The sequence below is a fragment of the Deltaproteobacteria bacterium genome, assembly GCA_028818775.1.
GTDB lineage: Bacteria > Desulfobacterota > Binatia > UBA9968 > JAJDTQ01 > JAJDTQ01.
Genome location: JAPPNE010000052.1, coordinates 54,903 through 74,958, shown reverse-complemented (window position 1 = coordinate 74,958; position 20,056 = coordinate 54,903). Strand labels below are relative to the sequence as shown.

Here is a 20,056-nt window from a genome sequence, read left to right as displayed (position 1 = left end):
TCAGCCGGTGACGGCAACACGCCGCTGGCCGAGCGCATGCGTCCGGCCCGGCTGGACGAGGTGCTGGGGCAGGAACACCTGTTGGGCCCCGGCAAGCTGCTGCGCGGCATGGCGGACAGCGGCCGCCTCCAGTCCATTATCCTGTGGGGGCCGCCGGGCTGCGGCAAGACCACCCTGGCCCGCCTCCTGGCGGATGCCTGCGGGGCGCACTGCATCCATTTCTCCGCCGTCAGCTCCGGCACCCGCGACCTCAAGAAGATCCTCCCCGACGCCCGGCGCCTGCAGCGCGGCGCCGTTCCGGTGGTGCTCCTGGTGGACGAGATCCACCACTTCAACAAGTCGCAGCAGGACACCTTTCTGCCGCACGTCGAGGCGGGGCTCCTGACCCTCATCGGCGCCACCACCGAGAACCCGTCCTTCGAGCTCATCTCGCCGCTGCTGTCCCGTTGCCGCGTATGCGTGCTCCATCCCCTGACCGAGGACACCCTCGACCAGATCATCACCCGCGCCCTGGCCGAGCGCGGCCGCGGGCTATGGGACGGAGACATGGAGATGGATCCCGCGGCGCGCGCCTTGCTGGTGCAGCGGGCGCAGGGTGACGCACGGGTGGCCCTCAACGGGTTGGAGGGGGCGGTCACGCTGGCCCGAGCCGGCGGCGACGCGAAGCGTATCGAGTTGAGCCACGCGGAGCAGGCCCTGCAGGTCTCGCCGCTCCAGTACGACAAGGCCGGCGAGGAACACTACAACCTGATCTCGGCCTTCATCAAGAGCCTGCGGGGCAGCGACCCGGACGCCGCCGTCTACTGGATGGTGCGCATGATCGAGGCCGGCGAGGAGCCGCTCTTCATTTGCCGGCGCATGGTCATCTTCGCCGCCGAGGACGTGGGCAACGCCGATCCGCGCGCCCTCCAGGTGGCCGTGGCCGCCAAGGACGCCGTTCACTTCGTCGGCCTGCCGGAGGGGCGCATCCCCATGAGCCAGGCGGCCACCTACCTGGCCACCGCGCCCAAGTCCAACGCCGCGTACCGCGCGCTGCTGGAGGCCACCCGCGACGTGCGCGAGCACGGCACGCTGCCCACCCCGCTCCACCTGCGCAACGCCCCCACCGGGCTCATGAAGGCCCTGGGCTACGGCGCGGACTACCGTTATCCGCACGACGAACCCGGCCACGTCACGGAACAGGAGCACCTGCCGTCCGAGCTCCAGGGCCGCCGCTACTACGAGCCCGGCGACCAGGGGTATGAACGGGTCATCCGGGAGCGCCTCGAAGCCTGGACCGCATTGAGGAAACGGAGCACCACCCGCGGCTAAGCCCTTCTTCGTCATTCCCGCGAAAGCGGGAACGACGCTTCAGGGTGCTTGGCGGCTCTCCAGTTCACGGCGGACGGCCCGCACCTTGTCCAGAAATCGTTCCGTCACTGCCTCGCCTTCCTCCTGATTGCGAATGACACGGGGGGTTATCAGGATGACCAGCTCGGTTCGGTCCGAGCGTTCCAGGTCGGTACGGAAGAGTTGCCCCAGCACGGGGACATCCATCAGCAGGGGAATGCCGACCCGCGTCTTGCGCCGGTTGTCGGTGATGATGCCGCCGATGACCAGGGTCTGTCCGTCCTGAAGCACGGCGGTGGTCTCCGCGTCCCGTATGTTGAAGGCATTGAATGTCTGGTTCCCTACCGCGACCCGTTCGCCGACGTCGCTGACTTCGACCCGCACCTGGAGGTTCACCATGCCGGCATCGCTGACCCGCGGGACGATGGTCAGTATCCGCCCGACGTTCCTGAACTGGATGGTGGTGGTGACGGCCTGCGCCTCTTGCGACACCACGGTCCCGGTGGCCACGGGCTGCTCGCTGCCCACGCGGATCCGCGCCGGCCGGTTGTCCAGCGCCAGCAGATGCGGGGACGACAGCACCTTCACCCGCGTGTCCTGCATGAGCGCGTTGACGAACACCCGGAATTCGCGGCCCGCGTCGACAATGGACGTGAACCCGGATTCGAGGGCCTGAAAACCGGCGCCCGAGGGCGCGCCGGCGGTATTCCCCTCCGCCTCGGAGGGCGGGGGAAAGCCCCCTTTCGACAGGGCATGCTCCACCCCCAGCGCGAACTCGTCGGTGAGCGTCACCTCGGCCACCAGCACCTCCATGAGCACTTGGCGGGGAACGGCGTCCAGCTCCGCCAGCACCTCGGCAAGTTGAAGATATTGCCGGCGCGTGGCCAGGATCACGAGCGAGTTGGTGGCGGGCTCCGCCACCACGCGCACGCCGTCGACGTCTCCGTCCGCCTCCGGAGGGGTACCCATTGAGGACTCCGTACCCGCCCCTGCCGAACCGGACCGGAGGCGGAACGCTCCGGCCGGGCCTCCGCCGGCGGGTGAGGCGCCTTCCGGGACAAGAGATTCCCCGGAGCCGGGGCCTCGTTCGAAGCCCGTGGTTCCCGGGGCGTCGTCCGGTTCCCCGCCGCCGGACAAGCCAGGCAGGTCGTCGAGCCGGCGCCGCGCCGACAGGAACTTCGTCTTCCCGGCGGAGCGCTTCCCGGCACCGTACAACCGGTTGAGCACGCGTGCGAGCGCCACCGCGTCGCCGTTCTCCACGGGCCGGATGAACACCTTCCGCCCCGCGGTCCGGCTCGCGACGTCGAGGCGTTCGAGCCAGCGCCGAACGTAGCGCCACGCCGCCTCGCTGTAGGCGACCACCAGGAGCCGGTTGAGCCTGGGCAAGGGCAGGAACCGGGCGGCGAACGCATCGCCCTGCATCTCGGCGGCGGCGAAAAGGCGCATGGCCGCGGACAACTCGCGCGCGAGATCCTGTGCCGCGGCCGCCCTGGGCTCGTACAGGTCCATGCGCGTGCCCGCGAACACCTCGACGTCGATCAACTCCATGATCTCGACCAAACGGCGAATGTTTGACGGCAGGTCGACAATAACCAGATAGTTGCCGCGCGCGTGCTCGAGTATCGTCCCGCCCTCGCCGAGGAACGGCGCGAGAAGCCCCTTCATGGCCGCCGCCGCAAAGAACCGGACGGGCGCGATGCGCATGGCGAATCCCGCATCCCGGCCGCCGGCGGGTGAAGCGGCCCCGAGCCCCCTGGCTACGGTGGTAATCCGGTAAAGGTCGCCGCGCTTGATGGCGACGGCGTCGTGGATGCGCAGCAGTTCGTGGAAGATCGGCAGCAGGTCGGCACGCGCAACAGACCGGCCGCTGAAGATGGTGACGGCGCCCCGAACGTCCGGGTCGATGGTGAAATTGAAGCGCAGGTGGCGCGCGAAGACGTGAATGACCTCGACGAGATCGGCGCCGTCGAAGTTCAGGGTCACCGTGCCGGCGTCATCGGCGCGCTCGCCGCCGGCGTCCCGCGCCACCGCGCCGGACGCTTCCGCCACCGGCTCCGCCGGCTGGCTCCGCGCCGGCCGGTCGTGCAGAAAAACCCCTGTCAGGAGCCATGCGACAATCCACAGTGTCTTGAAGGTCATGGCCCGTTGGAGACGCAAAATACGGGCCGTTCAGGTTCCCAGGCCGAGAAAGGCGAACTTGAAGCCGACGCGTGTCCGGTCCGGTTTGTTGCGTTGCTCCAAGGACAGGGTCAAGGTCCAGCACCGGCACCCGGAGAGATACTTGATCCCCAGCTCGTTTTGCGTCCACCGGCCCGCGGCGCCGTCGTAGTTGCCGTCGTAGAGCAGCAGCACCCGGTCCGTCGCCCGCAGTACGGCGCCGGCGTGGAAGCCGTTCAAGGCATCCCGCGGCATGCATCGCGGGTCCGAGGGGCAGTCCGCCAAAAGATCCAGATTGGCGTGGCGCGCGAGGGGCGACAGGACATTCGCCCGAATGAACCGGTATCCCAAGGACACGCTGCTGGGTCGCTGGAAATCCCGGTCGGGCACACTCGTTTCCACGGGCGCGACGTCGGAAAGCGAGACCTCCAGGGCGGCCCGCCGGAGGTTCCACGGACCGGGTTCCATGCCCATTTCCAGGGACGCGTACAGGCGTTCGACGGGATCCAGTCGCACGCCGAAGCCCACGTCCGCGAGACCGTCCTCACCCGCGCGCGCCTTGTCGATGTCGAGACTGGCCGTGACAGAGGCGCGAGCGAAGGGCGCGACGGCCGGCGGGGACGCGCCCCCGTCGGGTTCCCGGGAGCCGCCGTCGTCCGGAGCCGGCCCTCGCTTCCCCCCGAGTGCGCCCCAGAAGCGGTTGTTCAATGCCACCGTCAGCAGGTTGCGGCGCCGGATACGGTCCACCGGATCCCAGATCGGCAGCTCGTCCTGATCGGTGGCGGGAATGAACAGGTACTCCACCGCGGGCTCCAGCACGTGCCGGACCCGGTTCCAGCCACCCAGACTCCAGCCGTAGGTCCGGCTCAGCGCCGTGGTCAGCCGCCAGCCGAATTCCACCAGCTCGCGCGAACCGTTGCGGACCACGCGGCCGGTGTCGCCGTGGCGCGCGGCGGTGAACCCGCGTTCGATCGAATCGAGCCGGTAGAGGGTCTCGCGCAACGCCACGCGGGTGTCCATGCGGAAGTGGCGCACCGGAGCCGCGCGCCAGGTGAGCTCGGGCCGCACGTCCACCCGCAAGCCGTCCGACCCCTGCTCGCGCAGGTAGTGGATCAACCCCACGTCCCACTCGAGGCCGAGACCGTACCCGAGCCCGCGGCCGCCGGTGAGGGAAAGGTGGGGGACCCGGTGCAGCGCGTGCTCCCGCGGCTGGACGAGGTCCTGGACGTAGTCCACTCCCCCGGTCAGCGCCATGTCCGTCCCGTGCCACCGAAAGCCGAGCCGTGACGCGCTGTACCGGCTCGAACGCAGGACATCTTCCTCTTCCGCGCCGGAGACGAAGAACTCCGCCAGCTCCCGCGGCGCGACGCTGTCGCTGTACAAGGCGATGTCGCTGAACGTCGCCCACCCGGCCGGAAGCCGATGACGGTGGGTCCAGCGCGCGCTCCAGCGGTCCGGAGGAATCGCCGGGTCCGCGATACCGGTGTCGTGAGCGGGCGTCGATCCGCGCATGCGCTCGCTGAAGTAAAGGAGATCCAACCGGCCGGCGGTGTTCCGATCCAGGACGGTGCGATACTGCGCGCTCATGCCGATGCGCGTCCTGGACTCGACGGCGAAGTCGAAGGTGGCGTCGTTGCTCTTGTCCAGCGCCCAGAAGAACGGTTGCCGGTAGAGGAACCCGTCGCGGCGGGACCAGCCGAAGGAAGGTACCAGGAACCCGGTGGTGCGCTCCGTGAGATAGGGGAACGACAGATGGGGCAGGTACAGTACCGGGACGTCGTAGACGTAGAAGGTGGCCTCATCCACCACCGCCTTCGCGCCCTCCTCCAACCGGAACCTGCCGGCGCCGATGCGCCACGGCGAAGCGCCCTCCTCGCACAGGCACGTGGTGAAGCGTCCGTCGCGGATCTCGTAGGTCTGCCCCGTGAATTTCTCTACCCGGCTTCCGCCGAGACGGATGCCCCCCTCCTCGATGAACATCTCGGCGTCGCGTATCGTGGCCGTCTCGTCGTCGAGGTTCATCTCCAGCTCGGCGGCCCGAATCCGGTAACGGGGATCCTCGAGGCGCACCGATCCCTCCGCCCGCAGCGTGCGCCGCGCATGGTCGAGATCCACCGTGTCGGCGCCGAAGACCGTCGCACCCCGCCGGATCTCCACGCTGCCGCGCGCACGGACCGTGTCCCGGGTCGCCTCGATGGACTCTTCCGCCGAGACCTCGATGCGTTCTCCGGCTTCCGGGGACTGGGCGTGAGCGAGCGCGGCGGGGAGGAGGGTGCACCACAGGACGAACGCGCAGGATATCGGCAGGATGGTCAACCTGACACCGTTCGTCCCGAGCGTAGCGAAGCGAAGTCGAAGGACGCCCACAACAGGCCTTGCAACCTTCTACGGCGCAGACGCCCGGCGTGCTACCGCGCGGGGCCTCCCCGAAGTTTGAGCGCCGTCGCGCGCACCGCGCCCACGAGATACAACGACCCGGCCACGAGGATCGGATCGTCGCACCGCCGGTCCGCCATCAGCCTGGAGATGGCCGCGGCGGGGTCTTCCACCAGCGTGACCGGCACACCCGGCGGCACCGCCGCGGAGAGAGCTTCCGGCGCTGCTCCCCGCGGCGACGGGTTGCGGGTCAACACCACCTCCCGGGACACGGTGCAGAGCGCCTCCAGCATGGACGGCCAACCCTTGTCCCCCATGCTGGCGAACAAGAGGCGCACCTTGCCGTTGCCGAGGAGACCGCGGACCTCGCTCACCAGCGCCTCGACCCCGGCCGGGTTGTGGGCTCCGTCCAGCAGCACCGGGGGTCTTCCCGGCAAAAACTCGAAGCGCCCCGGCCAGCGCACCGACGCAAGGCCCGTGCGGACCGCCTTCGCGTCCGCGGGCAGGACCGCGTTCAGGGTTTCCAGCGCCGCCAGCGCGACCCCGGCATTGTGCCGTTGATACCCGCCGCGCAGGGCCGGACGCAAACCTTCCAGGCGCCACTCCCGGCCGTGATAGTCGAACCGGTCCGGTGGACGCGGGACGACCGAGAAATCCTTGCCCCACTCGCGCACGGGCGCGTCCCGTTCGCGCGCGATGCGGTGCAGCATGCGTCTGGCGGCCGGCGGCAAGGCGCCGAGCACCACGGGCACGCCGGTCTTGATGATGCCGCCCTTCTCCCGCGCGATGTCCCCGATGCGCGTACCGAGGAAGTGTTCGTGGTCGCGGGAGATCGTGGTCACCACGCAAACGCTCGGCCGCACGACGTTGGTGGCGTCCAGCCTGCCGCCCAGCCCCACCTCCACCACCGCCGCGTCCACCGCCCGCCGCGCGAAGTGCAGGAAAGCCATGACCGTGACGAACTCGAAGAACGTGAGCGCGATGGAGGCTTGCCGGGTCCTGCCGGCGACCTCCCGCACCAGGGAGGCCACCGCGGCCTGGGTGATGGGCCGCTTGCCGACACGGATCCTTTCGGTGAACGACTCCAGGTGAGGCGAGGTGTAGAGGCCCACGCGGTGTCCCTGGGCGGACAGGACGGCGTGGATCATCGCCGCGGTGGAGCCCTTGCCGTTGGTCCCGGCGACGTGACAGACGCGGAAGCGGTGCTGGGGATTTTCGAAGAGCGCCAGGACCGCGGACACGCGTTCGAGCCGCAGGTCGAAGCGCAGGCCGGTCTCGCGGCCGCTGAGACCGTAAATGAGATCGAGACTCTTCCGGTACGCGTTCACGACGGGCTCACCCCGCCTTGGCTGCCGCGATGAACTCCTTCATGCGCGGGTGGTCCTTGCGGCCCGGAACGGCTTCGACTCCGGTGCACACGTCCACGCCGAAAGGTTTGAGCTCGCGCACCGCCGTGCTCACGTTGTCAACGCCGAGCCCTCCGGCGAGAATGACCGGCCGCGCCAGGGGAACCGTCAGCCAACTCCAGGTGAACGCGGCGCCCGAGCCCCCGAAGCCCTCGCTCCAGGAGTCGAGCAGGTAGAAGTCCGCCGGATACTCGCCGATCCGTGCCAGGGTCTCCGGGTCGCGCACGCGGAACGCCTTGATCACCTTGAGAGGCCAGCGGGCGCAGTAGTCGCGCGCCTCGTCGCCGTGGAACTGCACGGCGGTGAGGCCGGCGCCCCCTCCTGACCGGCATGATCCGAGCACGGCCTTCACGTGTTGGCGCGACTCGTTGACGAACAGGCCGGCGGTGCAGATCCCGGCGGGCAGATCCCGGAGGATCGCGGCGGCGTCTTCCGGCTCGATGTAGCGGGGACTGGGCGGATAGAAGTTGAAGCCCAACGCATCGGCGCCGTACTCCACCGCCTTGAACGCGTCCTCGGCGCTGGTGACGCCGCAGATCTTAACCTTGACCATGGGCGGCGGCGGCCGTTCCCAGAAGCTCCGCGAGCTTGACTCCCGGATCGGGAGCACGCATCAGCGTTTCGCCCACGAGGAACACCCGGCCGCCGGCGGCCTCGATGCGCTCGACGTGGGCCGCATCCTTGATGCCGCTCTCGCATACCGCCAGCACGTCCGGCGGTATCCGGGGCAGGAGCGATTCGGCGACCGCGAGATCCACCTCGAAGGTGCGCAGGTCGCGGTTGTTGATGCCGATGATGGAGGCGCCGATCCTCAGGGCCGTATCCAGCTCCCGCTCCGAGTGCACCTCCACGAGAACGTCCAGGCCCAGGGAACGCGCTTCGGCGTGCAGGGATTCCATGGCGCCGTCGTCGAGCATGGCGGCGATCAGGAGGACGGCGTCCGCGCCGAAGCCGCGGGCCTCCACGAGATGGTAGGGGTCCAGCACGAAGTCCTTTCTGAGGAGGGGCAGGGCGACCTTCTCGCGGATTTCCGAAAGGTACAGCAGAGAGCCGTCGAAGAAGCGCTCCTCGGTGACCACCGAGAGAGCCGTGGCGCCGCCGGCCTGGTAGCGGGTGGCGATGCCGACGGGGTCGAAGTCCTCGCGGATCACCCCTTGGGAGGGCGACGCCCGCTTCACCTCGGCGATGACGTGCCGGGCGGGGCGGGACAGCGCCTCCCGGAAGCCCCGGCGCGGTTCGTGGTAAAGCGCGCGTTCCATCAGCGCCTCGACCGGGAGTTCACGGCGGCGCGAATCGAGCGACCCGCGGACGTGCGCCGCGATCCGTTCGAGAATGTCGTTGCCCGGGTTTTGGGCGCCGTTACGCTTCATTGGTCAGCCGGATCAGGTGTTCGAGCTTTCCCATCGCGGCTCCCGAATCGATACATTCCCGCGCCACGTCGACGCCTTGTGCGATGGTGTCCGCGCGCTCGCTCACGCACAGCGCCGCGCCGCCGTTGAGCAGCACCACGTCCCGCGCCGGTCCCGGTTCCCCCTTGAGGACCGCCGTGACGATGGCGGCGCATTCCGCCGGGTCGGCGGCCGTGAGCCGCCCGGCCGGACACGTCTCGAAGCCGAACTCCTCGGGGTGAAGCGTGTAGCGGGCAACCTCCCCATCCTTCCATTCCGCCACAGACGTGGGACCTCCGAGCGAGATTTCGTCGAGGCCTTCGTCGCCGTGCACCACCATGGCGCGCTCGCTGCCGAGGTTGCCGAGGACTTGCGCCACGGTTTCGATGAGCGCGCCGTCATAGATGCCGAGGAGCTGATGGCTGGCCCTGGCCGGGTTGGTCAGAGGACCCAGGAGGTTGAAGATGGTGCGGATGCCGAGCTCGCGGCGCGGCGCCACGGCGTACTTCATGGCCTCGTGCATCATCGGCGCGAACAGGAAACCCAGCCCGACCTCGCGCATGCAGCGTTCCACCGTTTCCTTGGGAACGTCGATCTTCACCCCGAGCTCGGCCAGGACGTCCGCGCTGCCGGAACCGCTGGAAACCGCCCGGTTCCCATGCTTGGCCACGGTGATGCCCGCGGCCGCCACCACGAACGCCACCGTGGTGGAAATGTTGAAGGTGTTCTTGCCGTCGCCGCCGGTGCCGCAGGTGTCCAGCACACAGCCCGGGCCTGCCTCGACGTGCAACGCCTTCTCGCGCATCACCCGGGCGGCGCCCGTGACCTCCTCGACGGTCTCACCCTGGATACGCAGCGCCGTCAGGAACCCCGCCACCTGAATCGGCGTCGCCTCTCCCGTCATGACCTGGTTCATGACGTCCACCATCTCCGGCTCGGTGAGGTTGGCGCCGTCCACCAGGCGGGCAATGGCTTGCTGGATATTCATTGGGTCCCCATGATCATCGGGTCGTACTTGTCCTTTTTGAGCCGCTGAAGGTCCACCATGGCCTCCTGGCGGTTTCGGTACTTGCCCACCCGGACCCGGTAGAAGGTCTTTCGGTTGAGTTTCCCGGACGTGACGTAGGCCTCGTATCCGCGCTTCTTGAGTTCCGCCGCCATGCTGTCCGCCCGCGCCCGGGTCTCGGCGGCGGCCACCTGCACGGTCCATGGAGTCTTTCCTTCGTCGGCCGGGGGGCTTTGCGCCGGGGCGCCGGTGTTGGGCGGGGCCGGTTTCGTCAACGTGTCGTAGAAGGTCATCTCCTGGTCGTCGCCGGACGCACCCGGGTTGACCGGCACCGTGACGCCGGCGTCGCCCTTGCTCAGGAGCTTGCGCTCCTCGATGCTCTGTCCGATCAGGATGCCGAAGAAGAAGATGACGGCCGCCGCGGCGACAAAAAGCGATGCAACGCCGAAGAGTTGCCCGCGACTGAAGTAGACGCTGCCGCGGTTCGCCGCCTTTCGATGGTTGGCCATAGACACCAATGACCCGCGCGCCTACGGTTGTCCGAAGGATGTGGCCGCGACGCGCGCCGGCGCGGGACCGCTCTCAGGTCCCGCGCGTGGTGGACGATTCGCCGGCCGCGTCGTCCCCCTCCGCGGGCTCGACGGCGGCCTCGCCGGAGGCCGGCATCAACTCGATGATGGACAGCGGTGCGGCGTCGCCACGACGGCGACCCACCTTGACGATGCGGGTGTAGCCTCCGTGACGCTCCTGGAAGCGCGGCCCCAGCTCGTTGAACAAACGCGCCACGACGGCCTTGTCCTGAACGAAGGCCAGCGCCTGGCGCCGGGCGTGGAGGCTTCCGTCCTTGCCGAGCGTGATCAGCCAATCGGCCCACCGCCTGAGCTCCTTGGCCTTGGCGTCCGTGGTCGTGATGCGGTCGTGCCGCAGCAGCGACGTGGCCATGTTGCGCAACAAGGCGTGCCGGTGGCTCGCGCTACGGTTCAGCTTTCTGCCGGTCTTCAAGTGCCGCATGGCCTACGCTGTCTCCTTCTGCTCGGCCTGCTTGCGGGCTTCCAGCTCTTCGCGGCTCGGGAAGTGGTCCAGTTTCATTCCCAGCTCCAGCCCCAGCTCGCCAAGCAACTCCTTGATCTCGTTGAGCGACTTCCGCCCGAAATTCTTCGTTTTGAGCATCTCCTGCTCGGTTTTCTGAACCAACTCGCCGATGTACTTCAAGTTGGCGTTCTGCAGGCAGTTCTGCGCCCGCACGGAGAACTCCAGGTCCTCCACCGCGCGGAAGAGGTTCTCGTTGAGCGTACCGGCCTCCGTCACCGCCTCGACCTCCGCCATCTGCGGCCCCTCGGCGAACTCGGCGAAGATGGAAACCTGGTCCTGCAGAATCCGCGCGGCGTACGCGAGCGCGTCTTCCGGCTTTTCGCTGCCGTCCGTCCACACCTCCAGAACCAGCTTGTCGTAGTCCGTGCGCTGGCCGACCCGTGCATTGGTCACCGTGAAGTTGACCTTGCGAATGGGTGAGAACACGGCATCCATGAAGATCGTGTCGACCGGCAGTTCCTCTTCGCGGTTGCGCTCGGCGGGCACGTATCCCTGACCCGCGCGCACCACCATGTTGGCGTTCAGGCGTCCTTCCTTGGAAAGGAACGCGATGCGGTGCTCCGGGTTGAGCACCTCCACCTGCGCGCTCCGGACGATGTCCCCGGCCAGCACCTCGCTGGGCCCCGTTGCATCGATACGAACGACCTCCCGATCCGTGTCGTGCAGCTTGAGCCGCACCTCCTTCAGGTTCAGGATGATCTCGGACACGTCCTCCGTGGCCCCGGGGATGGTGGAAAACTCATGCAGCGCGTTCTCGATCTGAACGGAAGTGATGGCGGCGCCCCTCAGCGACGAAAGCAGGATGCGGCGCAGACTGTTGCCGATGGTCTGGCCGAAGCCTCGTTCGAAGGGTTCGCCGGCAAACTTCCCATAGGTCGAGCTCAGGCTCTTCTCGTCAACCTCGATGCCTTCCGGCTTGATCAGTTCGCTCCAGTGCTTGGACATGGGATCTCCAACACGGTTCACCGCCGGTTACTTGGAATACAACTCAACGATGAGCTTCTCGTTGATGGGCGTCGTGACGTCGCCGCGGCTCGGGAGCATCCTGACCGTGCCGGAGAAGTTCTCCCGGTCCACCTCGATCCAGTCAGGCACGCCGCGCCGCTGGGCTCCTTCCATGGCCGTGAGCACGCGCTCGGACTTGCGGCTCTTCTCCGCCACCGCCACGACGTCGCCGACGCCCACGCGATAGGAAGGGATGGTCACCCGGCGGCCGTTGACCCGCACGTGGCCGTGCCGGACAAGAAGGCGGGCATCTCCCCGGGAACACGCGAAGCCGAGACGGTAGACGACGTTGTCGAGCCGCCTTTCGAGGATCACCAGCAGGTTCTCGCCGGTGATGCCGCGGGATTTTTCCGCGCTCTCGAAGCTTCCCCTGAACTGCTTTTCGAGCAGCCCGTACATCCGCTTGACCTTCTGCTTCTCCCGGAGCTGGAGGCTGTACTCGGAAAACTTGAGCCGCCTCTGTCCATGCTGCCCTGGAGGGTAGTTGCGCCGCTCGATGGCGCACTTGTCCGTGTAGCACCGCTCTCCTTTGAGAAACAGCTTCAGGTTCTCTCGCCGGCACAGCCGGCATACCGGGCCATGATACCTTGCCACTAAAGATCTCCTCTCAAACGCGCCTGCGCTTGGGCGGCCGGCAGCCGTTATGGGGGATGGGGGTCACGTCCTTGATCAAGCTGACGTTCAACCCCGCCGACTGAAGCGACCGCAACGCCGACTCCCGCGCCGAGCCCGGGCCGCGCACGTACACCTGTATGGAATGCATGCCGTGATCCATGGCCTTGCGCGCCACATTGTCCGCGGCCTGCTGCGCCGCGAACGGCGTCCCCTTGCGCGAGCCCTTGAAGCCGATGGCGCCGGCGCTCGACCATGCCACCACGTTGCCTTGGGTGTCCGTGATGGTTATGATCGTGTTGTTGAAGGTGGAGTGAATGTGCGCCACCCCCTCGGCGATGTTCTTTCGTCCGCGCCGTTTCCTCGGCGCCCGCGCGTCGCGCGCTCTCTTCGCGGCCTGGGCCATGAATGCTCCTGTTCTGTTTCACCCCACCCTTAGAATTCCTAGGGTATAGGGTCAGACCCTCCGGATAATTCTGGTTTCAACCTACCCCTAAAATTCCTCGGGTATCGGTTGGGGGTCCTCCAAGTGATTCTGGTTTCAACCCCACCCTTATACTTCCTCGGGTGTCGGGTCGGGTCCTCCGGGTGATGTTGGGTCCGCCCTCCATCACCCGGAGGACCCGACCCGACACCCGAGCAAAACCACACTACCCCTTGGACGGCGGCTTCTTCTTCCCCGCGATGGTCCGCCGAGGTCCCATCCGGGTGCGTCCGTTGGTATGGGTTCGCTGGCCCCGGACCGGCAGGCCGCGCCGGTGTCTCAGTCCGCGATAGGTACCGATGTCCATGTGGCGCTTGATGTCCGTGGTGACGTCGCGCCTCAGATCACCTTCCACCTTGATCTCCTGGTCGATGATCCGGCGTATCACCACCACTTGATCGTCGGTGAGGTCATCGGACTTGACCTGGAACTCGATCCCCGCTTCCCTGAGGATGTTCCGTGACGTGGTCGCGCCGATGCCGTAGATGTAGGTCAGCGCGATGTCCATGCTCTTGTTCTTGGGCAGGTCTACCCCAGCAATGCGTGCCATGAATCCTCCTGCTAGTGTCCTGTCCGGTTAATTCGCAGCATGATCCGCGGGTCTTCTTTGCCGGCGGCCGGAGCTACCCCTGCCGCTGGGCGTGCTTGCGGGTGACGCAGATGACCCGTACGACCCCGTTGCGCCGCACCACCTTGCACTTGTTGCAGATCTTCTTGACCGATGCTCGTACCTTCACTTCCGATCTCCCTACAGCCGGCTGAGCACGTACGGCCCATCCGCGGTCACCGCGATGGAATGCTCGAAATGAGCCGCGAGGCTCCGGTCCCTGGTGACGGCCGTCCAGCCGTCGTCCAGGATCGCGATTTCCTTCTTCCCCGCGTTCACCATCGGCTCCACCGCCAGGACCATTCCGGCACGCAACCGATGCCCCTTGCCCGCTTCGCCGTAGTTGGGAACCGGCGGCTCCTCGTGCAGCTTCTTGCCGATGCCGTGACCGACAAACTCGCGCACCACCGAGTAGCCCGAACGCTCGGCAATGCCCTGAATGGTGCTGCCCAGGTCTCCCAGCCGGTTGCCCTCGCGCAGCATCTCGATGCCCTCGCTCAACGCGGTCTCGGTGACCCGCATGAGCCGCTCGGCCTCGGGGCTCACCTGGCCCAGCCCCACCGTCACCGCCGAGTCGCCGTAGAACCCCTCGTACACCACGCCGAAGTCCATCCCCAGGATGTCGCCTTCCTTGAGGACGCGCTTGGAGGGAACGCCGTGCACGATCTCTTCGTTGACGGAGGTGCACAGGCTGTGCCTGAACTCCCTGCCGGCGACCCCGTACCCCTTGAACGCGGGCCTGGCTCCCTTCTCAAGGGTCAGCCGCTCCGCCAATTCGTCAAGCTCCAGCGTGGTCATGCCCGGACGCACCGTCTCCTTGAGCACCTCCAGCACCTCCGCCACGATGACGTTGGCGCGGCGCATCTTCTCGATTTCGGCTCGGGACTTGAGATAGATCATGATCGAGCGCCCGCGATTCCCAAACGTCGAGGCCTTGTCCGGCGCGGCAACCGGCCTTTATCCCCTGCGGCCGCGTATGCGGCCCCTCCTCATGAAACCCTCGTAATTGCGCGAGATCATGTGGGTCTCCATCTGCGAAACCGTGTCCAACGCGACCCCTACCACGATCAGCAGCGCGGTCCCGCCAAAGAAAAACGGAACGTTGAACTGCGAGATCAGGATCGTCGGCAGCAACGCCACCAGGGACAGGTAGATCGCCCCGCCCAGGGTGATGCGCGACAGCACCCGGTCGATGAACTCCGCCGTCCTCTTGCCCGGACGGATCCCCGGCACGTAACCGCCGTACTTCCTCATGTTCTCCGCCACGTCCACGGGGTTGAACACGATGGCCGTGTAGAAGAAGCAGAAGAACATGATCAGGCCGATGTACAGAAGGTCGTGCAGCCATTGCCCCGGCGCCATGGAGCCGGCCAGCGTCTGCGCCCACGGGTTCTGCACGAACTGGGCGACCGTCGCCGGGAAGATCAGCACCGACGAAGCGAAAATCACCGGGATGACCCCGGAGGTGTTGATCTTCAACGGCAGGTGCGAGGTCTGTCCCCCGTACTGGCGCCTGCCGACCACGCGCTTGGCGTACTGTACCGGGATGCGCCGCTGTCCCCGCTCCATGAAGATGATGACGCCCACCACCAGCACGACGAAGAGCACCAGCAGGATCACGAAGAAGATGCTCAACTCGCCCTCGCGCACGAACTGGAACGTGGAGGTCACCGCCGACGGGAGCGCCGCCACGATGCCGGCGAAGATGATCAGCGAGATGCCGTTGCCGATGCCCCGCTCCGTGACCTGCTCGCCGAGCCACATGATGAAGGCCGTCCCGGAGGTCAGCGTCAGCACCGTCATGAGGCGGAAGTTCCACCCCGGCTCGAGCACGATGGCTTCGCCGTTGGGCCCCCGTGTTCCCTCCAGCCCGAAGCTGATCATCAGGCCCTGGATGACCGAAAGGATGATGGTGCCGTAGCGCGTGTACTGCGTGATCTTCTTGCGCCCGACGTCGCCTTCCTTCGACAGCCGTTCCAGGTAGGGAAAGACCACCGTCAGAAGCTGCAGGATGATGGAGGCGCTGATGTAGGGCATGATGCCCAGCGAGAACACCGAGAACTGCTCCAGCGCGCCGCCCGAGAAGAGGTTGAACAGTCCGAAGATCGTTCCCTCGACCTGGGCGAAGAACGCCGCCAGCCCGTCGCGGTCGATGCCGGGCGTCGGGATCGCCACGCCGATGCGATAGACCGCCAGCATGGCCAAGGTGAACAGGATGCGTCGCCTCAGCTCCGGGATGCGGCTCGCGCTCTGGAAACCTTCAAGCATGAGAAAGAACTTCGACCGAGCCGCCCGCGGCTTCGATCTTCCGCCTCGCGCTCTGCGAGAAGCCGTGCGCCTTGACGGTCAGCGGCCTGTCGATATCGCCGCGGCCCAGGATCTTCACCAGGCCGCGCTTGAGCAACCCCTTCTCCCGGAGAGTCTCGGGGGAGACCTCCGCCCCGGCCTCGAAGTCGCCGAGCCCGTCGAGGTTCACTGGCGTGTATTCCGTCCGGAACAGGTTGTGGAAACCGCGCTTGGGCACGCGCCGGGTCAGCGGCATCTGACCGCCCTCGAACCCGGGCCTCACGCCCCCGCCGGAGCGGGACCCCTGGCCCTTGTGCCCGCGGCCGCTGGTCTTGCCGGTCCCGGACGCTTCGCCCCGGCCCACGCGCTTCTTGGCGTGTTTCGTCCCCTTCGCGGGGCGCAATTCACTCAAATCCATGAACCTTTCCTCTTACCGAATCTCGGCCAGCGTCTTGCCGCGCAAGTCGGACACCTGTTCCGGAGACTTGAGGCTCTTCAGGGCTTCGAACGTCGCCTTCACCAGGTTGTGCGGGTTGTTGGAACCGATGCACTTGCTCAGGACGTTGGGGATTCCCGCCGCCTCCACCACCGCGCGCACGCCGGCGCCGGCGATGACTCCGGTTCCCGGAGCGGCGGGCTTGAGCAGCACGTGCCCGGCGCCGTAACGGCCCGTGACCTCGTACGGGATGCTGTCGTCCACCAGGGGCACCCGCAGCAGCGTCTTCTTCGCGTGCTCGACACCCTTGCGTATCGCCTCGGGCACCTCGTTGGCCTTGCCCAGTCCGTATCCGACCACCGAGGCTTCGTCGCCTACCACCACCAGCGCGTTGAAGCTGAAGCGCCGCCCGCCCTTGACCACCTTGGCCACGCGGCTGATGTGGATGACCTTCTCCTTGAGCTCCAGGCCCTGCGCATCGACTCGTTCCAAAGCAACCCCCGAATCAGAAGGAAAGGCCGGCCTCGCGCGCGGCTTCCGCCAATGCCTTCACCCGACCGTGAAAAAGAAACCCGTTGCGATCGAAGATCACCTCTTTGATCTGGCGCGCTTCACACAACTCCGCGATCCTGCGTCCCACCTGCTTGGCCGCCTCCACGCCCTTGGCCTCGTCGGCTCCGGGGGCCTCCCCCGACAAGGTCGACGCGCTCGCCAGCGTCACGCCGCGCTCGTCGGAGATGATCTGCGCGTAGATATGCTTGGAGCTGCGAAACACGCAAAGCCGGGGGCGTGCGTCGCTGCCCTTGATGCGCTTGCGCACGCTGTGCTGCCGCCGCTTGCGATCCAGAACCTTCTTGCTTGTCATCGGCATGCGTTCACCCGATCCCGCCGGCTCATCCGGAACCGCCCATGGCCTTGCCGGCCTTCCTCATGACCATCTCGCCCTGATAACGGATCCCCTTGCCCTTGTAGGGCTCGGGAGGCCGGAAACGCCGCACCTCGGCGGCCACCTGGCCCAGCACCTGCTTGTCGTGGCTCTCGAGGGTTATCACCGTCTGGCGTTCCACCGAGGCGCTCACGTCCTCCGGCAGGCGGTACTCGATGGGATGGGAGAACCCCAGTGTCAGGTGCAGCGACTTGTCCTTGAGCTCGGCCCGGTAGCCGACGCCGTTGATCTCGAGCACCTTCCTGAAGCCCTCGCTCACGCCCTGGACCATGTTGGCGAGCAACTTTCGCGTCAACCCGTGGAGAGACCTCACGGCCTTGGTCTCCGCCTTCCGGCTCACCTCGAGCCTGTCGCCGTCCAGGTTGACCTCGATGCCTTGCGGAATGCGGTGCGCCAGCGTCCCCTTGGGGCCCTGCACCCGAATTTCCGCGCCTTCCATGACAACCTTGACGGTTCCGGGCACGACTATCGGCAGTTTTCCTACACGAGACACGAGACAACCTCTCCAGGAGCGGGGCCCGCTAGCTTATCGAGCAGAGCAACTCGCCGCCGACCTTGGCCTTCACGGCCTCCCGATCCACGATGATCCCCTTGGGCGTGGACAGGACATGCGTGCCGAGCCCTCTGTGCAACGGCTGGATGTCCTTGTAGCCGAGATAGACCCGCCGTCCCGGGCGGCTTACCCGCTTCAGGTGGCTCATCACCGGCTGATGATCCCTGTCGTACTTGAGGTGGATGCGCAGCGTGTCCTGCACCTGCCCGTCCACCTGGATGCGCCGGATCTGGCGCACGTACCCCTCCTCCACCAGCACCTTCATGATGTTTTCCTTGAGGCGCGACCATGGAACGTCCACGGTTTCGTGCTTCGCCATCCCGGCGTTGCGCATCCGCGTCAGCAAATCGGCTATGGGATCGGTCATACTCATGCGCGGCAACCCCTCCTACCAGCTTGCCTTGATCACCCCGGGGATCTCGCCCCGGCGCGCGTACAGCCTGAGGCAGACCCTGCACATGCGGAACCGCCGGTAAAACGCCCGGGCCCTGCCGCACAGGGGGCAGCGATTGTACTGGCGGACCTTGAACTTGGGGGTCCTGGCCGCCTTGATGCGCAGACACTTCTTAGCCACTGGTCCTACTCCCATCCGCGGCGAACGGCATTCCGAGACGGCGCAGCAACGCTCTCCCCTCCTCGTCCGTCGCCGCGGTCGTCACGATGGACACCGTCAGCCCGTGGAGCCGTTCCACCGAATCCGGCCTCACCTCCGGAAAGATGATCTGCTCCCGGATGCCCAGCGAATAGTTGCCGCAACCGTCGAACGAGCGGTCCGAGAGCCCCTTGAAGTCCCTGACCTGGGGAAGCGCCACCTGTATGAGCCGGTCCAGGAACTCGTACATGCGCGTGCGCCGCAGCGTGACCATGCACCCGATGGGATTGCCGCGGCGCAGCTTGAAGTTCGAGATGTCCTTCCGCGCCCGAGTCACCACCGGCCGCTGACCGCTGATGGCGCCCAGCTCCGCCACCGCGGCATCCAGCAGCTTGGCGTTCTGCACGGCCTCGCCGACGCACACGTTGATGGACACGTTCTTGAGCCGCGGCACCTGGTGCCTGTTGCGATAGGCGAAGTCCGCCATCATCGCGGGCACGATCTCCTCGTGGTATTTCTGTTCCAGCCTTACCATCATTGAATCCCAAACTGCGGGCCGTCTAGCCGAGCCCCTGGCCGCAACGCCGGCAGATGCGCACTTTCTCTCCATCCTCCAGGAACTTGTAGCCCACGCGCACCGGGGCGTTGCACGGGTCGCACATGAGCATGACGTTGGAGACGTGGATCGAGGCTTCCTTCTCGACGATTCCGCCGGGCTGCTGGGCACTGCGCGGCTTGGTGTGCCGCTTGACGAGATTCACCCGTTCGATGAACACGCGGCTCTTCTTCGGCAGCACCTTGATGACCTTGCCGGTCTTCCCCCGCTCCCTGCCGGTCACCACCATCACGGTGTCATCTTTGCGGACGAACAGGCTCATCGCTACAAGACCTCCGGGGCCAGCGAGACGATCTTCATGAAGCGTTTCGCGCGCAGCTCCCGTGCAACCGGACCGAAGATGCGCGTGCCCACCGGCTCCTTCTGGTTGTCGATCAGGACCGCCGAGTTGTTGTCGAAGCGAATGTAGGAGCCGTCCACGCGGCTGAGCTCCTTCGCGGTCCGCACCACCACCGCTCTGGCCACGTGGCCCTTGGGCACCTTGGAATTGGGCATCGCCTCCTTGACGGACACGACGATGACATCCCCGACGGAGGCGTACTTCCGCCTTGTCCCGCCGAGCACCTTGATGCACTGTACCCGCCGGGCGCCCGAGTTGTCCGCCACGTCCAGCACCGTCCCCACTTGTATCATCGCCTCGACCTCTGTGTTTTGTGTCAGTCCGCCGCCGCGCCCGTCACCGCACGGTTCAGGACCCGGCTCACGCGCCAGCGCTTCTCGCGGCTGAGGGGCCGGCACTCGGTGATCAGGACCCGATCGCCCACCCGGCACTCGTCGCGCTCGTCGTGGGCCTTCACCCGGGTCCGGCGCCGGAGGTATTTCTTGTACCGCGCATGCAGGACGATCCGCTCCAGCTCCACCACCACGGTCTTGGCCATGCGGTCCGTTCTGACGACGCCCTCACGCTGCTTGGTGACACCACGCTCACTCATGATCGTCTTTCTGCGCCGCGGCTTTCCGCTCCGCGGCCCGCCGGAGCTCTCCGATGATCGTCTCCAGGCGCGCCAAGTCGCGGCGCGACTGGCGCAGCTTCATGGGGCTCTCCAACTGCCCCGTGGCGCGCCGCAAGGTCAGGTGAAAGATCTCGTCCTTGAACTCCGCGCGCTTCTGCTGCAACTCGTCGAGACCCATGTCCCGCATTGCCTTGGCGTCCATTGACTTTCTC

The 20,056-nt window shown here is 66.8% G+C and carries 27 protein-coding genes; 1 reads left to right on the top strand and 26 read right to left on the bottom strand.

The features are described from left to right. Positions 1-36: 36 nt before the first annotated feature. Positions 37-1,311, top strand: a complete 1,275-nt coding sequence (locus OXU42_06205) for a replication-associated recombination protein A (protein ID MDE0028973.1) — start codon at positions 37-39, stop codon at positions 1,309-1,311. Between the two features lie 39 nt (positions 1,312-1,350). Here OXU42_06205 and gspD read toward each other — a convergent pair whose 3' ends face one another. The 26 genes from gspD to rpmC all read right to left on the bottom strand — a co-directional run bounded on the left by gspD (position 1,351) and on the right by rpmC (position 20,046). Beyond that, complete coding sequence (gspD, locus tag OXU42_06200; GenBank protein MDE0028972.1) at positions 1,351-3,468, bottom strand: type II secretion system secretin GspD; 2,118 nt, start codon at positions 3,466-3,468, stop codon at positions 1,351-1,353. A gap of 30 nt (positions 3,469-3,498) precedes the next feature. Then, entirely contained in the window at positions 3,499-5,802 is a 2,304-nt protein-coding gene (gene lptD / locus OXU42_06195; GenBank protein MDE0028971.1) for an LPS assembly protein LptD, read from the bottom strand. Positions 5,803-5,894: 92 nt separating this feature from the next. Continuing rightward, a complete protein-coding gene (locus tag OXU42_06190) occupies positions 5,895-7,190 on the bottom strand; it encodes a bifunctional folylpolyglutamate synthase/dihydrofolate synthase (protein MDE0028970.1) in 1,296 nt (431 codons plus the stop codon). A gap of 7 nt (positions 7,191-7,197) precedes the next feature. Then, positions 7,198-7,821 (bottom strand): phosphoribosylanthranilate isomerase, encoded by a 624-nt coding sequence (locus tag OXU42_06185; GenBank protein ID MDE0028969.1) that lies wholly within the window; start codon positions 7,819-7,821, stop codon positions 7,198-7,200. Then, positions 7,808-8,638: an indole-3-glycerol phosphate synthase TrpC gene (gene trpC / locus OXU42_06180; protein ID MDE0028968.1), complete on the bottom strand. Its 831-nt coding sequence runs from the start codon at positions 8,636-8,638 to the stop codon at positions 7,808-7,810. The genes OXU42_06185 and trpC overlap by 14 nt, the downstream gene beginning before the upstream one ends. Beyond that, complete coding sequence (trpD, locus tag OXU42_06175) at positions 8,628-9,644, bottom strand: anthranilate phosphoribosyltransferase (GenBank protein ID MDE0028967.1); 1,017 nt, start codon at positions 9,642-9,644, stop codon at positions 8,628-8,630. The genes trpC and trpD overlap by 11 nt, the downstream gene beginning before the upstream one ends. Continuing rightward, positions 9,641-10,171, bottom strand: a complete 531-nt coding sequence (locus OXU42_06170) for an SPOR domain-containing protein (protein ID MDE0028966.1) — start codon at positions 10,169-10,171, stop codon at positions 9,641-9,643. Before OXU42_06170 ends, trpD begins: the two co-directional genes overlap by 4 nt. 73 nt (positions 10,172-10,244) lie before the next feature. Further along, positions 10,245-10,673, bottom strand: coding sequence for a 50S ribosomal protein L17 (rplQ, locus tag OXU42_06165; protein ID MDE0028965.1), 429 nt, complete (start codon positions 10,671-10,673; stop codon positions 10,245-10,247). A gap of 3 nt (positions 10,674-10,676) precedes the next feature. Further along, on the bottom strand, positions 10,677-11,699 hold the full coding sequence (locus OXU42_06160; GenBank protein MDE0028964.1) for a DNA-directed RNA polymerase subunit alpha: 1,023 nt from the start codon (positions 11,697-11,699) through the stop codon (positions 10,677-10,679). Between the two features lie 27 nt (positions 11,700-11,726). Continuing rightward, entirely contained in the window at positions 11,727-12,353 is a 627-nt protein-coding gene (rpsD, locus tag OXU42_06155; GenBank protein ID MDE0028963.1) for a 30S ribosomal protein S4, read from the bottom strand. A gap of 13 nt (positions 12,354-12,366) precedes the next feature. Then, entirely contained in the window at positions 12,367-12,777 is a 411-nt protein-coding gene (gene rpsK, locus OXU42_06150) for a 30S ribosomal protein S11 (GenBank protein MDE0028962.1), read from the bottom strand. 244 nt (positions 12,778-13,021) lie between these two features. Next, positions 13,022-13,405: a 30S ribosomal protein S13 gene (rpsM, locus tag OXU42_06145; GenBank protein ID MDE0028961.1), complete on the bottom strand. Its 384-nt coding sequence runs from the start codon at positions 13,403-13,405 to the stop codon at positions 13,022-13,024. 73 nt (positions 13,406-13,478) lie between these two features. After that, positions 13,479-13,592 (bottom strand): 50S ribosomal protein L36, encoded by a 114-nt coding sequence (gene rpmJ, locus OXU42_06140; GenBank protein ID MDE0028960.1) that lies wholly within the window; start codon positions 13,590-13,592, stop codon positions 13,479-13,481. Between the two features lie 11 nt (positions 13,593-13,603). Then, positions 13,604-14,362, bottom strand: coding sequence for a type I methionyl aminopeptidase (gene map / locus OXU42_06135; protein MDE0028959.1), 759 nt, complete (start codon positions 14,360-14,362; stop codon positions 13,604-13,606). 57 nt (positions 14,363-14,419) lie between these two features. Continuing rightward, positions 14,420-15,730, bottom strand: a complete 1,311-nt coding sequence (secY, locus tag OXU42_06130; protein MDE0028958.1) for a preprotein translocase subunit SecY — start codon at positions 15,728-15,730, stop codon at positions 14,420-14,422. Next, positions 15,723-16,166, bottom strand: a complete 444-nt coding sequence (gene rplO, locus OXU42_06125) for a 50S ribosomal protein L15 (GenBank protein MDE0028957.1) — start codon at positions 16,164-16,166, stop codon at positions 15,723-15,725. The genes secY and rplO overlap by 8 nt, the downstream gene beginning before the upstream one ends. Positions 16,167-16,178: 12 nt before the next feature. Further along, positions 16,179-16,676 (bottom strand): 30S ribosomal protein S5, encoded by a 498-nt coding sequence (gene rpsE, locus OXU42_06120; protein ID MDE0028956.1) that lies wholly within the window; start codon positions 16,674-16,676, stop codon positions 16,179-16,181. Positions 16,677-16,689: 13 nt separating this feature from the next. Next, complete coding sequence (gene rplR / locus OXU42_06115; protein ID MDE0028955.1) at positions 16,690-17,055, bottom strand: 50S ribosomal protein L18; 366 nt, start codon at positions 17,053-17,055, stop codon at positions 16,690-16,692. Positions 17,056-17,077: 22 nt separating this feature from the next. Beyond that, positions 17,078-17,623: a 50S ribosomal protein L6 gene (rplF, locus tag OXU42_06110; protein ID MDE0028954.1), complete on the bottom strand. Its 546-nt coding sequence runs from the start codon at positions 17,621-17,623 to the stop codon at positions 17,078-17,080. 28 nt (positions 17,624-17,651) lie between these two features. Beyond that, positions 17,652-18,056, bottom strand: a complete 405-nt coding sequence (gene rpsH / locus OXU42_06105; protein ID MDE0028953.1) for a 30S ribosomal protein S8 — start codon at positions 18,054-18,056, stop codon at positions 17,652-17,654. A gap of 15 nt (positions 18,057-18,071) precedes the next feature. Further along, positions 18,072-18,257, bottom strand: coding sequence for a type Z 30S ribosomal protein S14 (locus tag OXU42_06100; protein ID MDE0028952.1), 186 nt, complete (start codon positions 18,255-18,257; stop codon positions 18,072-18,074). Beyond that, positions 18,250-18,810, bottom strand: a complete 561-nt coding sequence (gene rplE / locus OXU42_06095) for a 50S ribosomal protein L5 (GenBank protein ID MDE0028951.1) — start codon at positions 18,808-18,810, stop codon at positions 18,250-18,252. Before rplE ends, OXU42_06100 begins: the two co-directional genes overlap by 8 nt. Before the next feature lie 25 nt (positions 18,811-18,835). Then, entirely contained in the window at positions 18,836-19,153 is a 318-nt protein-coding gene (gene rplX, locus OXU42_06090) for a 50S ribosomal protein L24 (protein ID MDE0028950.1), read from the bottom strand. 2 nt (positions 19,154-19,155) lie between these two features. Next, positions 19,156-19,524, bottom strand: a complete 369-nt coding sequence (gene rplN / locus OXU42_06085; GenBank protein MDE0028949.1) for a 50S ribosomal protein L14 — start codon at positions 19,522-19,524, stop codon at positions 19,156-19,158. A 23-nt stretch (positions 19,525-19,547) separates the two neighbouring features. After that, positions 19,548-19,826: a 30S ribosomal protein S17 gene (gene rpsQ, locus OXU42_06080; protein ID MDE0028948.1), complete on the bottom strand. Its 279-nt coding sequence runs from the start codon at positions 19,824-19,826 to the stop codon at positions 19,548-19,550. Continuing rightward, complete coding sequence (rpmC, locus tag OXU42_06075; protein MDE0028947.1) at positions 19,816-20,046, bottom strand: 50S ribosomal protein L29; 231 nt, start codon at positions 20,044-20,046, stop codon at positions 19,816-19,818. Before rpmC ends, rpsQ begins: the two co-directional genes overlap by 11 nt. Between the last annotated feature and the right edge of the window lie 10 nt (positions 20,047-20,056).

What these genes read in the sequence shown, in the direction of transcription:
- OXU42_06205 (MDE0028973.1), top strand. Translation starts at nt 37, where the DNA reads ATGCGTCCGGCCCGGCTGGACGAGGTGCTGGGGCAGGAACACCTGTTG.
- gspD (MDE0028972.1), bottom strand. Translation starts at nt 3,468, where the DNA reads ATGACCTTCAAGACACTGTGGATTGTCGCATGGCTCCTGACAGGGGTT.
- OXU42_06185 (MDE0028969.1), bottom strand. Translation starts at nt 7,821, where the DNA reads ATGGTCAAGGTTAAGATCTGCGGCGTCACCAGCGCCGAGGACGCGTTC.
- trpC (MDE0028968.1), bottom strand. Translation starts at nt 8,638, where the DNA reads ATGAAGCGTAACGGCGCCCAAAACCCGGGCAACGACATTCTCGAACGG.
- trpD (MDE0028967.1), bottom strand. Translation starts at nt 9,644, where the DNA reads ATGAATATCCAGCAAGCCATTGCCCGCCTGGTGGACGGCGCCAACCTC.
- OXU42_06170 (MDE0028966.1), bottom strand. Translation starts at nt 10,171, where the DNA reads ATGGCCAACCATCGAAAGGCGGCGAACCGCGGCAGCGTCTACTTCAGT.
- rplQ (MDE0028965.1), bottom strand. Translation starts at nt 10,673, where the DNA reads ATGCGGCACTTGAAGACCGGCAGAAAGCTGAACCGTAGCGCGAGCCAC.
- OXU42_06160 (MDE0028964.1), bottom strand. Translation starts at nt 11,699, where the DNA reads ATGTCCAAGCACTGGAGCGAACTGATCAAGCCGGAAGGCATCGAGGTT.
- rpsK (MDE0028962.1), bottom strand. Translation starts at nt 12,777, where the DNA reads ATGGCCCAGGCCGCGAAGAGAGCGCGCGACGCGCGGGCGCCGAGGAAA.
- rpsM (MDE0028961.1), bottom strand. Translation starts at nt 13,405, where the DNA reads ATGGCACGCATTGCTGGGGTAGACCTGCCCAAGAACAAGAGCATGGAC.
- map (MDE0028959.1), bottom strand. Translation starts at nt 14,362, where the DNA reads ATGATCTATCTCAAGTCCCGAGCCGAAATCGAGAAGATGCGCCGCGCC.
- secY (MDE0028958.1), bottom strand. Translation starts at nt 15,730, where the DNA reads ATGCTTGAAGGTTTCCAGAGCGCGAGCCGCATCCCGGAGCTGAGGCGA.
- rplO (MDE0028957.1), bottom strand. Translation starts at nt 16,166, where the DNA reads ATGGATTTGAGTGAATTGCGCCCCGCGAAGGGGACGAAACACGCCAAG.
- rplR (MDE0028955.1), bottom strand. Translation starts at nt 17,055, where the DNA reads ATGCCGATGACAAGCAAGAAGGTTCTGGATCGCAAGCGGCGGCAGCAC.
- rpsH (MDE0028953.1), bottom strand. Translation starts at nt 18,056, where the DNA reads ATGAGTATGACCGATCCCATAGCCGATTTGCTGACGCGGATGCGCAAC.
- rplE (MDE0028951.1), bottom strand. Translation starts at nt 18,810, where the DNA reads ATGGTAAGGCTGGAACAGAAATACCACGAGGAGATCGTGCCCGCGATG.
- rplX (MDE0028950.1), bottom strand. Translation starts at nt 19,153, where the DNA reads ATGAGCCTGTTCGTCCGCAAAGATGACACCGTGATGGTGGTGACCGGC.
- rplN (MDE0028949.1), bottom strand. Translation starts at nt 19,524, where the DNA reads ATGATACAAGTGGGGACGGTGCTGGACGTGGCGGACAACTCGGGCGCC.
- rpmC (MDE0028947.1), bottom strand. Translation starts at nt 20,046, where the DNA reads ATGGACGCCAAGGCAATGCGGGACATGGGTCTCGACGAGTTGCAGCAG.